We start from the raw sequence: 12,229 nt of genomic DNA, 5'->3' as shown, positions 1-12,229 counted from the left end.
ACAGGAATCATCCATGAGCAAAGTATTAGTGTTGAAATCCAGTATTCTGGCAGGGTACTCTCAGTCTGGTCAGCTGTCTGATTATTTCGTTGAACAGTGGCGTGAACAGCATTCCGCTGACGAAATCACCGTGCGCGACCTGGCGGCAAACCCTATTCCTGTGCTGGACGGTGAACTGGTTGGCGCGCTGCGTCCGAGCGATGCTCCGCTGAGCCCGCGTCAGCAGGAAGCCCTGGCCCTGTCCGACGAACTGATTGCTGAGCTGCAGGCGCACGACGTTATCGTGATTAACGCCCCAATGTACAACTTCAACATCCCTACTCAGCTGAAGAACTACTTCGACCTGGTGGCGCGTGCTGGCGTAACCTTCCGTTACACTGAAAACGGCCCTGAAGGTCTGGTGAAAGGCAAGCGTGCGATCGTACTGACCAGCCGCGGCGGTATCCATAAAGACACCCCAACCGACCTGGTTGCGCCGTACCTGAGCCTGTTCCTGGGCTTCATCGGCATCACTGACGTGAACTTCGTGTTCGCGGAAGGCATCGCTTACGGTCCTGAAGTGGCGACGAAAGCGCAGACCGACGCGAAAGCCGCGATCGACAGCCTGGTTGCCGCCTAAGATTTCCCCCTCTCACCGCCCGGTGGGAGGGTTTTTCTTTTCTGCACATTTCGTTATCATCCGCTCCCACTCTCCAGCCGGGCGGCCTGATGTCTGCGATTATTGATTCTTTTATTGCCCCACCGTGTCATGACGACATCGAGATCCTCTGGCAGGATGAACATCTGCTGCTGATCAATAAGCCTTCCGGTCTGCTCAGCCTCTCGGGGAAAAATCCGCAAAACCTTGATTCTGTCCATTATCGTCTGGTTCAGACGTTCCCGGGCTGCACGCTGGTACATCGTCTCGATTTCGGCACGTCCGGGCTGATGGTGATTGCGCGTAATAAAGCGATCAATGCGGCGCTCTGCCAGCAGTTCAGCCAGCGCAGCGTGGAGAAAGTTTACAGCGCCCTGCTTTGCGGACATCTGGAAAACGATGAGGGCGTGATAGATGCCCCGATTGCCAAAGATCCGGCGCTGTTCCCGCTGATGTCAATCTGCGCCATTAACGGTAAACCCGCCCGCTCCCGCTATCGGGTGGTGGAACGTTTTTATCAGGGAACGGGAGTGCCGTTAACGCGGGTGACGCTTACCCCGGAAACCGGGCGAACCCATCAGCTGCGTATTCATTGCCAGCAGCTGGGGCACCCGATTCTGGGCTGCGATCTGTATGGCGGTCTTGACGCGCCGGGGGCGGAAATTACGCCCCGGCTGATGCTGCATGCCTGCGAGCTGAATTTTATTCATCCGGTGAGCGGCGAGCCGGTTACTGCCCGTCACACCGCCCCGTTCTGACGGCGGTTTACCACATCAAATCGTCAGGGATTTTGAAGTCCGCGTAGGGATCGTCTTCATCCTGCTCTTCCTGACTGAGCGCGCTGTTTAACACAATGCAGTCGGCATCACGCTGGGCAATTTTATCGGCCACGACTGCCGGGATAATCGCGTATTCACAGTCGCCGCTGGCGTTAATCACCAGACGGGCAATCGCCAGACGGCCGTTGATCAGCTGAGTCTGGGTTTGCTTGTCGACGTCGAGTTTTTTGATCAGATTACCGTCAGTGAAGTTAAAGGTGATATTGCCTTTCGCCACGGTGATGCGGTTCATCTCAATCAGCTGCTTCACCTGTGCTTTAAACTCTTTTGCCAGCACGGCCTGCTTCTGCTGTTCGCTGAGCTGCTTGTCACGCTCGATCTGCGCTTTTTTATTCTCTTCTACTGCTTCGCGCGCCTCACGAGCCTGAACGCGTGATTTCTTTGCCGTACGCTGCACTTTCGCCGCTTTCTTGCTGCTAACGAGGCCCGCTTTCAGCATCTGCTCTTGTAAGGTGAGTTTTGTCATGATCGTTTCTAAACCGGTTGGAAATTTTGGGGATTATAGCGGGAATTGAACAGAAATAAAAAAAAGCCAATCCTCTACAGCGGGTTAACGGCAACGGCAAAGCACATATACGACGCTGCACCGTAGGCCGGGTAAGCGCAGCGCCACCCGGCAAGAAGGCAGCGACACGCGAGTATCACGCTTCATGAACTTCGCTCATGTTGCAGTGAAATTAAGTCACTTCCCCTGCGCCGCGGGGTCAGGCATAAATTATGCATCGGTAACTTCTTAGCAACATGAACTTAGGATGCATAACGACAATGAGCAAAGCTTTCACCTATACCCTTAAGCGCAGTTGCTTCGATGAGAATTACAACCCGTCAGAAAATACGCGTACCACCACCAACTTTGCCAACCTGGCGCGCGGAGAAAAGCGTCAGGAAAACCTGCGCAATACCCTGGTGATGATCAATAACCGCTTCAACGCACTGGCGCGCTGGGATAACCCCAACGCCGATCGCTACGCGGTTGAGCTTGAAATTATCTCCGTCGATCTGAACATTGGTGCGGATAAGCCGTTCCCGGCCATTGAGATATTGCAAACCACCATCGTCGACAAGAAAAACAACCTGCGTATCCCGGGGATTGTCGGCAATAATTTTTCGTCTTACGTGCGGGATTATGATTTCAGCGTTCTGCTGCTGGAACATAACAAGAACCAACAGCACTTCAGCGTTCCGGAAAAGTTTGGTGAATTGCACGGCAACATATTCCGCCATTTTGTGAATTCGCCGGAATACAAAGAGAACTTCAGAAAAGGACCGGTGATCTGCCTCAGCGTTTCCAGCAAAGACACCTACCGCCGCACCGGCAACCAGCATCCTGTACTTGGCATTGAGTATCAGCCGGATGGCGAGTCATTAACGGAACTGTACTTTGCCAAAATGGGCCTGAAGGTACGCTATTTCATGCCAGAAAACAGCGTGGCGCCCTTTGCGTTCTTTTATACCGGTGATTTGCTGAACGATTACAGCAATCTTGAACTGATCGCCACCATCAGCACGATGGAAACGTTTCAGAAAATCTATCGCCCGGAAATTTATAACGCCAACTCGTCGGCGGGACTGTGCTTCCGACCGGATCTGAACCAGCAGGATCACTCATTCACCAAAATTGTTTATGACCGTGAAGAACGAAGCCGTCTGGCGATTGAACAGGGTCGATTCACCGAAGAATACTTTATTAAGCCTTATAAACACATTCTTGAGCAGTGGTCTGATAACTACACGCTTTAATTCATCAAAATAGGTCTTTTATTATGAAAACATTGCTCCCGACGTCTACGGCTGGCAGCCTGCCTAAGCCGACCTGGCTTGCACAACCTGAAACGCTGTGGTCTCCGTGGAAATTAGAGGATCAGGAATTACTGGCAGGAAAACAGGATGCGCTGCGTTTGTCACTGGATGAGCAGATCCGTGCGGGAATCGACATTGTCAGCGACGGCGAACAGACCCGCCAGCACTTCGTCACCACCTTTATCGAACACCTGAGCGGCGTGGATTTTGAAAACCGCCAGACGGTACGCATTCGTAACCGTTATGACGCCAGCGTGCCGACCGTGGTTTCTGCTGTGGCACGTCAGAAACCGGTATTCGTCGACGATGCAAAGTACCTGCGCCAGCTCACGGATAAGCCGATCAAATGGGCCCTCCCCGGACCGATGACCATGATCGACACCCTTTACGACGCGCACTATAAAAGCCGCGAAAAGCTGGCCTGGGAATTCGCCAAAATCCTCAATCAGGAAGCGCGGGAGCTAGAGGCTGCAGGCGTAGATATTATCCAGTTCGACGAACCGGCATTTAACGTCTTTTTTGACGAGGTCAACGACTGGGGCATCGCCGCGCTGGAACGCGCCATTGAAGGGCTGAAGTGCGAAACTGCGGTCCATATCTGCTATGGCTATGGCATCAAAGCCAATACCGACTGGAAAAAAACGCTCGGCTCTGAGTGGCGCCAGTACGAAGAGGCTTTCCCTAAGCTGCAGACCTCGAACATCGACATTATCTCTCTGGAGTGCCACAACTCCCGCGTGCCGATGGATCTGCTGGCGCTGATCCGCGGTAAAAAAGTGATGGTTGGCGCGATTGATGTGGCAACGAACACCGTTGAAACGCCGGAGGAAGTCGCCGATACCCTGCGTAAAGCGCTGCAGTTTGTCGATGCCGACAAGCTTTACCCTTCGACCAACTGCGGTATGGCCCCCCTTTCCCGTCACGTCGCAAACGGTAAGCTGAGAGCCCTCAGCGCAGGCGCAGAGATTATCCGTAAAGAGCTCGGCGCGTAATCCTTTACGTTTGCCAGTACGGCGGCGTACCAAAGCGTTCGACGTAATAATCAATCACCGCCCTGACGTTCAGGGGCGGATGACGTGCATGTGGATAGATCGCCGCAATGTTCAGCGGCTCCGTGTTGATCGCACACGCCATTTCCGGCAGAAGTGCGACAAGCTCTCCCCGCTGGAGCCTATCGCCAATCAGCCAGTCCGGAAACAGGACGATCCCCATCCCGCCCAGCGCGGCAGTGAGCAACGACTCCGCATTATTGGATGTCATCCGCGCCACCACCGGATAGTGTATCCAGTTCTCCCCCTCGCGACGCACCAGCCAGCGGTTAGGCCCGGACGAACCGCGATAGACCAGACATTGATGATCGCTCAGCGTGGCCGGATCGTCCGGCACGCCGTGTTTGCGCAGATACGCGGGCGACGCGGCAAGGTGGTAACGCTGCTGACCAAAAATGCGGGCGTGGAACGTCGAGTCCGTCAACATGCCAATGCGAAAGATAAGATCGGCCGCATCCCGGTGCGGGTCGATAAAGTCATCGGTCAGCGTGAGCTCAATGTTTAACCGCGGATAACGCTCGGTCAGCTCCGCCAGGCCTGGCGCAACATGCCTCTGCCCAAAAAATACCGGCCCATTAATGCGGATTGTGCCGGATGGTTCCGACGAACGTTCATCCAGCTCACGCCGCGCCTCTTCGACGTTTTCGACCATCGCCCGGGCATAGCGGATAAACAGATGACCACTTTCGGTGGGGATCACCGCGCGCGTATTGCGGTAGAACAGCTGCTGACCGAGGGCATCCTCAAGCTGGTGAATAACGCGCGATATCTGTGAGGCTGATATCCCCTGCCGCCGCGCGACGACGGAGAAATTCTGCGCTTCATAGACCTCAATAAAGATCAGCAGCGCGCGGACGTTGATATTACTGGCATCGAACATTAATGCATTTCCTGCAAAGGTGTTTCCTGCATTATGGCATTTTTCTCACTGGACGACCGACGTAATCTTCTTCGCCTTAAAACGGAGGAAGCGTTATGCAGTTTGTGTTGATTTTACTGGTGATAGCCGGAGGGATGGGTCTCTCCATTGAGGCGGGATTACTGGGGCCACTGGGGGGCGAAGTGGGCGACTTATGGGCCACGTTCAGTATTTTTGGGGTCGGTGCCGCACTGACGTTTTTACTGATGCTGTTTTTTAGCCCGCGTAACAGCCCCTCGTTTTTTGCCCAGCCCGGCTGGCAGTTGCTCGGCGGCGTGCTCGGCCCGGTGTACGTGGTCATCCTGACCGTTGCGACACCCGCCATCGGCATCGCAATGACCATGATTGGGATTTTGGCCGGTCAGGTCTTTAAAAGCCTGATCATTGACCACTACGGTCTGCTGGGCTCGCCGCACAGAAAGATAAATGCGAAGCGCATTATTGCACTGGGGTTCATCATTGCGGCACTGGTTCTGGTCGCACAGGGGTAACGTATGACACTGATTATGATTCTTCTCGCCGTTTGCGGCGGCGCTACGCTGAGCATTCAGGCCGCGATTAACGGACAGCTCGGCAGCAGCGTGGGGGTATTCAAAAGCGCGTTTCTGACCTTTTCCGTCGGCGCACTGGTGACCGCCCTGCTCATATTTTTCTTTGAGCCTAAGCATGCGGTCACGCTGCTGGACGTACCCAAATGGCAGCTCCTCGGCGCGATGTTTGGCGTGCCCTATATCGTGATTATGGTGCTTGCCGTACAGCGCATCGGCACCGCCGTCGCCACGGTGGCGGTGATATTCGGCCAGCTCACCATGAGCATGTTGATAGATAACTTTGGCTGGTTGGGTAATCCCGCTATTCCCTTTTCGCCGAGCCGTCTGGGCGCGGTTATCTGCCTGGGGATTGCGCTGTATTTCATCTACTCGAGCAGCAAAATCTACAGCGCCCGCGACTAGACTCACGTCTTCCGGGTAAAGAACAGCGTCACCGTGGCGACGGTGACGCCAAATTTCTTCATCTCGGTTTTATTAAACAGATGGGTCTCATCCTGAAGGTACATCCAGTCGTCAAACTTCAGTAGCCAGCTACTGCCGTTGGCTTTGACCTTCATGCTGTAATGCCAGTTAAAGGCGTTACCTGCCGCCTGCCCCGTAGCGACCCCTTCGATATCCCCCGCCGTTCCCTCGTAGCGATCGTTCCCCAGCCTGCGGATGTGCCATACCCGCTGTTGCTTCTCGCCATCGTCATACACGAAGTGCTCATTGAGCGTCAGCGTATCGCCGATAACATCCCCTGCAATCTCCACGTGAAAGCGGCGGATCTGTTTACCGCTGCGATCCTGCACCATGCCCCACGCTTCGGTTTTCCCCTGGAAGTAGTCGAAGATATCAAGCCGTGGCTGCTGCTGGCGATACTCGGCCACCTCTGTGCTACAGCCTGCCAGCAGCATGGTCAATGCCAGCACCATCATCAGGAAACGTTTCATTTTTGTCCTCCAAGTAACTGCTGACGCAGTTCAGGATATTGCGTGCGGGGATCGAGCCAGATGGCCAGAAAGCGCGTGCTGAATGCTTCTGACTGGCGCGGGCCAAGTGGAATAAAGCTTTTCTGCGTTGCTGACGCGCGGTACCAGAACTGTCCCTGCTTATCATCGAGGACAAACGCCAGCTGTGAGCCCGGCCGGACATCCGGCCACAGCGAACGAAGCATCTGTAACCAGCCTTCGCTTTGCGGCTCCCGCTGCAAAATCCCCTGCGCCTGCCACTGATCGCGCGTGGCCTCCACCAGTTCATCACGTTCAATGTCGCGCGCGTAGGTGATAATCAACGCCTGATCCTGATCCGCCGCGCGGTAGCGACCGTCCGGCGTGCGCAGCTGGGAGGTATAAACCGTAAACGGGCCCCAGGTGAGCGTGGCGTCACCCACCTTACGCCAGGCCAGCCAGTCGGCGGCGTGGGCCGCAGGGATCACCATCGTCAGCCAAAGGAGGAAAACCGCTGCTCTCATTTTTGTCTCCCCATCAGCAGGTGGAAAAACAACATTAATACCAGCCAGCCCGGCACCATCCAGCTGACGACGATAAAGGTCGGCTCCTGAAAGGTGATAGCACCCAGCCGCTCGCCAATCAGGTACGCCACCGGCCCTCCCACGGCGGCCAGCAGCGTCAGCAGCCAGCCGGGTAACGTGGTCGTGCGCGCAAGCTGTGTCCAGACGGTGGCGAACATCAGCCACAATGCCACCATCCATAGCGGCATCAGGGACTCGCCGGTGAAGGCAATCAGCCCCGTCAACGCCCAGAGCGCATCCAGTACGCTGCCCGCTGCCGCCAGACCGATGGCGTAAAGGCGGTATACCGGCGGCAAAAACAGGCAGGCGAGCACCGCCAGCGCAAGCCAGATAATCAGGCCCTGCTCACGAAAGATCACCACCAGCGCCCAGTAAAGATCGAACCCGACGGCCAGCAGAAAGACCTGAAGATAACGTCTCATACGCGTTCGGCGGTCAGTTGCACCACGCTGATGGTGCGGGCGTTAAACCCGGCTTCGCAGTAGCCAAAGTAGTACAGCCACATACGGCGGAACCGTTCGTCGAAGCCGAGCTTTTCAATCTCCTGCCAGGCATGAACAAAGCGCTGCCGCCAGTGGGCCAGCGTGCGGGCATAGTCTGGCCCCATGTCAAAGAGGTTACGGACCACAAAATCGGTATGGCGCGTCATCAGCTCATTCATCGCTGTGATGCTCGGCAGGAAGCCGCCGGGGAAAATGTAGCGCTGGATAAAATCGACGCTTTTGCTGTAGTCGCGGTAGCGCTGGTCCTGAATGGTAATGGCCTGAATCGCCATCCGGCCACCCGGGCGCAGCCGCGCCTGACAGGTTCGGAAGAACACGGGCAGATAGCGTTGCCCGACGGCTTCAATCATCTCTATCGAGACCAGCTTGTCGTACTGCCCGGTGAGGTCGCGATAATCACAAAGCAGAACCTCAACGCGGTCCTGCAACCCGGCGCGGGCGATCCGCTCGGTTGCCCAGATATACTGCTCCTGCGACAGCGTGGTGGTGGTTACCCGACAGCCGTAGTGACGTGCCGCGTATTCCGCCATCGCCCCCCAGCCGGTACCGATTTCCAGCAGGTGATCGGACTCACACAGCGCCAGCTGTTCGCACAGACGCGCCATTTTGGCCTGCTGCGCCGCCGTGAGATCCTGCTCATCCGCAGTAAACAGGGCGCTGGAGTAAAGCAGCTCCTTATCCAGAAAATGTGAATAAAAGGTATTGCCCAGGTCGTAATGCGCGGCAATATTTTCACGCGCCTGGGCCCGGGAATTGCGCCGCGTCCAGTGGCGCAGCCGCTCCAGCGGTCTACCGAGCAGCCGGAACCCTTTCTCCAGACGGCCAAGCACCTCGCCATTAAGGGCCAGGATTTCCAGAAGCGGCGTGAGTTGCGTGGTTTCCCATTCGCCATCCATCCAGGCTTCTGCGGCGGCAAGGCTCCCGCCCGTTAAGACGCGCCAGTAGACGCCGGGCGCGAGGATCTGAATGTCGGCGTGCAGCGCGGAGGATGTCTCGCCAAAATGGAATGTCTGTGCCCCTTCACGCAGCGTGAGCGAGCCGCCACGAATACCGCTTAACAGACGGAAAAGCAGCCAACGCGCAATGCGGACGTTGCGCGGGATATCGGGTTCTAGCGCAAAGACGGGATCGGTCATGAGCGTTCACTCCTGCTGACGGGATGGTTATGCAACGGCACGCGCTTGAGCCACAGCCTCAGCGCCTGCCAGTAAATAGCGAAAACGGTTTTCAGGGTCATCAGTGGAATGCGCAGCAGTAACGCACGCAGTGCCGGACGCGTCAGAGGCTCCCGGCGTAGCGCCAGCGTGGCGTCAAACACCTTCGCGTCCTGATGATTTTCAATGTGCATATGCAAGGTGTTATCCGGGTTGTTGAAGCGCCAGTGGTAGATCATGTCCATTGGGTTGAAGGGGGAAACGTGAAACGCTTTTTCCGTCGGCTGCGCGTCCTGTCCGTTGACGGCATAGTAATGCCGCTCGTTCCACGGCGTGTTGCGGACCTCCGCCAGCACCCAGCCCAACGTCCCCTTCTCGTCATAGCAGTAGTAAAAGTTGACTGGATTGAAATGAAACCCAAAATAGCGCAGCTGCGTCAGGAGCATGACTCGTCCGCCGGGACGTTCTCCGGTGAGCCCCTCCAGCGTGTTCAGGACGTTCTCTTTGAGCGGCGTACCCAGCGGATTGTCCCTGTCATAAAACGCGGCGGCGGCGAAGCGATTGCGCCGTACGCCGACGTCAGCCAGCAGCGGCAGTTCATCCAGATCCAGCCAGGCCATAAAGACGCTGTAGCGAAATTCGTGGGTTTTCGGCTGGAGGCGGCGGTGGCGTAATACGCCGTGATAGAGGCAGCTGTTCATCTTAGTTCCCCTCTCCGGCCGCGATCGCGTTGACCACGTCCAGCGCGCTGCGCACGCCATCCTCGTGAAAACCGTTGTACCAGTAAGCCCCGCAGAACCAGCTTCGCTGGTGACCGTTGATCTCACCGCGACGCGCCTGCGCACGCCAGCTTTGCGGGTTAAACAGCGGATGTTCATAAACAAAGCGCTGTAACACGAAGCGTTCATCCACCGGCGTTTCCGGGTTCAGGGTGACGCAGAACAGCGGGCTCCCCTCTGGCAGCCCTTGCAGAATGTTCATGTTGTAGGTGACGCAGGCGCTGGCCTGCTCATGCTCGCTCAGGCGGTAGTTCCAGCTGGCCCACGCGCGCTTGCGTACCGGCAGCCAGCGCGGATCGCTGTGCAAAATTACCTCGTTGCGCTGCCAGCCGATATCCCCCAGCACCTCGCGCTCTGCTGGCGTCGGCGCCTCAAGCATGGCCAGCGCCTCGGCGGAGTGGCAGGCAAAAATCACCTGATCGAAGGTATGGCTGGCGTTTTCGAGCTGAAGCGTGACCCCGTCTTTGTGGCGGCTGACACGCTGCACCGGCGCGTTCAGGCGTAACGTCAGGCGGTCGCCCAGCTTTTCCAGCATTGCGCGGATGTACTCACGCGAGCCGCCCGGTACCACGTACCACTGCGGACGATGGGTAATATCCAGCAGACCATGATGATTAAAAAAGCGCAGGAAGAGCGGCAGCGGGAAACGCTTCATCTCCTGCAACGACGACGACCAGATGGCGGCGCCCATCGGCAGAATGTAGTGGCGCGCAAAAAACGGCGTGAAGCCATGCTGTTGAAGAAACGTCTCCAGCGTGGCATGCGGATCCACGTCCCCTTCCAGCGCCTGTTTTGCCAGCCGATTAAAGCGGACGATCTCTCCGAGCAGACGCCAGAATGCCGGATTCACCAGATTTCGGCGCTGGGCAAACAGCGATGTCAGGGTGTGTCCGTTGTACTCCAGCCCCGTCTGGGGGTTGTGCACCGAAAAGCTCATCTGCGTTTTTTGCCCGCTGATGCCGAGCTCGCTGAGCAGGCCCATAAAGCGCGGATAGGTCCGGTCGTTGTAGACGATAAAGCCGGTATCAATCGCCCAGGTGCCCTGTGGCGTCGAGACATCTACCGTTGCGGTATGGCCGCCAGGCGTGGCGCCCGCTTCAAACAGGGTCACCTGATGGTGACCGGCCAGCCGCCAGGCGCAGGTCAGCCCGGCAATTCCGCTGCCGATAATCGCAATCTTCATGAACGTACCATCCTGCGCAGCAGTGTGCGCTGCAAAAACGCGGGTAGCCTGGAGAGCAGCCGCAAAATGAAGCCGAACCGGGTGGGAAACGCGATGTGCATTTTCCCTTTCACCAGTCCGGAACGGATCGCCTTGACCGCCTCGTCAACGCTCACCCTGCCCGGCATGGCGAAATCGTTTTTGCGCGTCAGGGGGGTATCGACAAAGCCTGGGGAGATCACCGTGACGGCAATCCCTTTGGGCTCCCAGTCCAGGCGCAGACTGTCCGCAAACCAGCTCAGCGCGGCTTTAGACGCGCCGTAGGCTTCTGCCCGCGGGAACGGAAGCCAGTGGGCCATCGAACTCACCAGCACCACGCGGTTGCCGGCAACCAGCTGCGGCTGCAACGCGGCAAGACAGTTCACCGGGCCGAGGAAATTGGTGTTCATAACCCGCTCCACCAGCGACGCGTCCACTACGCCCCGATCGAGGTACTCGCAGGTACCGGCGCAGAGAATAACCAGATCGGCGTAAACGCCGCTCAGCGCCTGGCGACAGGCGTCCCTGTCTGTCATATCGAACAGGCGAACTGTGAGATTGGGGCAGGTCTGATGCAAGGCTTCAAGGCGCGCAGGATCCCGCCCACAGGCAATCACGTGGTACCCCTCCGCAGCGAAGGAGGTCGCCAGCCCGGCGCCAATACCCGAGCTTGCGCCGGTGATCAGTACCGTTTTCATGATTTCACCCTCCGCTTGACGCCGCGTACCGCCCAGCCCAGCAGCGGAAGATGTTCGTAGATCATCTCTCCCGCATCGTAGTAGTCACGCTGACGCGTGATAAGCCCCTTTTCCGTGTCCACCACCGAACAGCCCGGCAGTTCGAGCGGGTCCCCTCCGGCGATGCGCGGGTGCGACCAGTGCATCACCCAGGTCACAACAAAGCGGTTTTCACTGCACAGCGGTGGATCGATGGTAAAACGGCAGTTTTCGACATTCGCCAGCAGATGGGTGAAATAGCGCTGAAGCGCAAAGATACCGTCGTGCTCGCCGAACGGATCGATTAGCGTGGCATCCGAATGATAAAGCCCGACCAGTGCGGAGGGCGGCTGGCTATCCAGTGCGCTGTAGTACTCAACAAACCGACTCACGACAGAGGGCAAAGTGCTCATGGGTCACATCCTGGCTGTAAACAACGTGGCGTAATCGCATAATTAAAACTTACACAATTAACGTTATTTGTCCAAGTTTGTGAATATCTATTTTTAATATTTGAAATGTATCAATAAGTTAATGTCAGACCAAAAACTGTCTTTTGTAGGCCGGG

The 12,229-nt window shown here is 56.9% G+C and carries 16 protein-coding genes; 6 read left to right on the top strand and 10 right to left on the bottom strand.

The window, feature by feature from the left end; genetic code table 11:
* Positions 1–13: 13 nt before the first annotated feature.
* Positions 14–619 (top strand): FMN-dependent NADH-azoreductase, encoded by a 606-nt coding sequence (gene azoR / locus BFV64_RS10975; RefSeq protein WP_008502313.1) that lies wholly within the window; start codon positions 14–16, stop codon positions 617–619.
* A gap of 89 nt (positions 620–708) precedes the next feature.
* Positions 709–1,395, top strand: a complete 687-nt coding sequence (locus BFV64_RS10970) for an RluA family pseudouridine synthase (RefSeq protein ID WP_023330362.1) — start codon at positions 709–711, stop codon at positions 1,393–1,395.
* Between the two features lie 7 nt (positions 1,396–1,402).
* Here the strand turns inward: BFV64_RS10970 and BFV64_RS10965 are convergent, their stop codons facing one another.
* On the bottom strand, positions 1,403–1,942 hold the full coding sequence (locus tag BFV64_RS10965) for a DUF2058 domain-containing protein (protein ID WP_032636630.1): 540 nt from the start codon (positions 1,940–1,942) through the stop codon (positions 1,403–1,405).
* A 299-nt stretch (positions 1,943–2,241) separates the two neighbouring features.
* On the opposite strand from BFV64_RS10965, the gene BFV64_RS10960 reads away from it, so the two are divergent.
* Both BFV64_RS10960 and BFV64_RS10955 read left to right on the top strand, forming a co-directional pair.
* Positions 2,242–3,216, top strand: a complete 975-nt coding sequence (locus BFV64_RS10960) for a DUF1852 domain-containing protein (protein ID WP_023338301.1) — start codon at positions 2,242–2,244, stop codon at positions 3,214–3,216.
* A gap of 23 nt (positions 3,217–3,239) precedes the next feature.
* Positions 3,240–4,268, top strand: coding sequence for a methionine synthase (locus BFV64_RS10955; protein WP_014883754.1), 1,029 nt, complete (start codon positions 3,240–3,242; stop codon positions 4,266–4,268).
* Between the two features lie 4 nt (positions 4,269–4,272).
* On the opposite strand, the gene BFV64_RS10950 is transcribed toward BFV64_RS10955, so the two are convergent.
* A complete protein-coding gene (locus BFV64_RS10950; protein WP_023330359.1) occupies positions 4,273–5,205 on the bottom strand; it encodes a LysR family transcriptional regulator in 933 nt (310 codons plus the stop codon).
* A gap of 95 nt (positions 5,206–5,300) precedes the next feature.
* Between BFV64_RS10950 and BFV64_RS10945 the strand changes: the two genes are divergently transcribed.
* On the top strand, positions 5,301–5,735 hold the full coding sequence (locus BFV64_RS10945; RefSeq protein ID WP_014883752.1) for a DMT family transporter: 435 nt from the start codon (positions 5,301–5,303) through the stop codon (positions 5,733–5,735).
* 3 nt (positions 5,736–5,738) lie between these two features.
* Entirely contained in the window at positions 5,739–6,197 is a 459-nt protein-coding gene (locus BFV64_RS10940) for a DMT family transporter (RefSeq protein ID WP_023330358.1), read from the top strand.
* A 2-nt stretch (positions 6,198–6,199) separates the two neighbouring features.
* On the opposite strand, the gene BFV64_RS10935 is transcribed toward BFV64_RS10940, so the two are convergent.
* From BFV64_RS10935 to BFV64_RS10900, 8 genes are read right to left on the bottom strand one after another with little or no spacing between them, the layout of a single operon-like run.
* Complete coding sequence (locus BFV64_RS10935; RefSeq protein ID WP_014883750.1) at positions 6,200–6,727, bottom strand: DUF3833 domain-containing protein; 528 nt, start codon at positions 6,725–6,727, stop codon at positions 6,200–6,202.
* Positions 6,724–7,248, bottom strand: a complete 525-nt coding sequence (locus tag BFV64_RS10930; RefSeq protein WP_014883749.1) for a hypothetical protein — start codon at positions 7,246–7,248, stop codon at positions 6,724–6,726. Before BFV64_RS10930 ends, BFV64_RS10935 begins: the two co-directional genes overlap by 4 nt.
* The gene (locus BFV64_RS10925; RefSeq protein WP_014883748.1) at positions 7,245–7,730 is read right to left on the bottom strand and encodes a DUF2878 domain-containing protein; all 486 of its coding nucleotides are present in this window, start codon (positions 7,728–7,730) and stop codon (positions 7,245–7,247) included. The genes BFV64_RS10930 and BFV64_RS10925 overlap by 4 nt, the downstream gene beginning before the upstream one ends.
* Positions 7,727–8,947, bottom strand: a complete 1,221-nt coding sequence (locus BFV64_RS10920; RefSeq protein ID WP_014883747.1) for an SAM-dependent methyltransferase — start codon at positions 8,945–8,947, stop codon at positions 7,727–7,729. Before BFV64_RS10920 ends, BFV64_RS10925 begins: the two co-directional genes overlap by 4 nt.
* Entirely contained in the window at positions 8,944–9,666 is a 723-nt protein-coding gene (locus BFV64_RS10915) for a DUF1365 domain-containing protein (protein ID WP_069602065.1), read from the bottom strand. Before BFV64_RS10915 ends, BFV64_RS10920 begins: the two co-directional genes overlap by 4 nt.
* A 1-nt stretch (position 9,667) precedes the next feature.
* Entirely contained in the window at positions 9,668–10,927 is a 1,260-nt protein-coding gene (locus BFV64_RS10910; protein WP_063161529.1) for an NAD(P)/FAD-dependent oxidoreductase, read from the bottom strand.
* Positions 10,924–11,643: an SDR family NAD(P)-dependent oxidoreductase gene (locus tag BFV64_RS10905; protein ID WP_069602064.1), complete on the bottom strand. Its 720-nt coding sequence runs from the start codon at positions 11,641–11,643 to the stop codon at positions 10,924–10,926. The genes BFV64_RS10910 and BFV64_RS10905 overlap by 4 nt, the downstream gene beginning before the upstream one ends.
* Positions 11,640–12,074 carry a nuclear transport factor 2 family protein gene (locus BFV64_RS10900; RefSeq protein WP_014883743.1) on the bottom strand — a complete coding sequence of 145 codons (435 nt, stop codon included), beginning with the start codon at positions 12,072–12,074 and terminating at the stop codon, positions 11,640–11,642. The genes BFV64_RS10905 and BFV64_RS10900 overlap by 4 nt, the downstream gene beginning before the upstream one ends.
* Positions 12,075–12,229: the final 155 nt, after the last annotated feature.

Origin of the sequence: Enterobacter kobei, from assembly GCF_001729765.1 — a bacterium.
Taxonomy (GTDB): Bacteria; Pseudomonadota; Gammaproteobacteria; order Enterobacterales; family Enterobacteriaceae; genus Enterobacter; species Enterobacter kobei.
The sequence above is the reverse complement of the archived record's forward strand: the minus strand, read 5'-3'. Positions and strand labels throughout refer to the sequence as shown.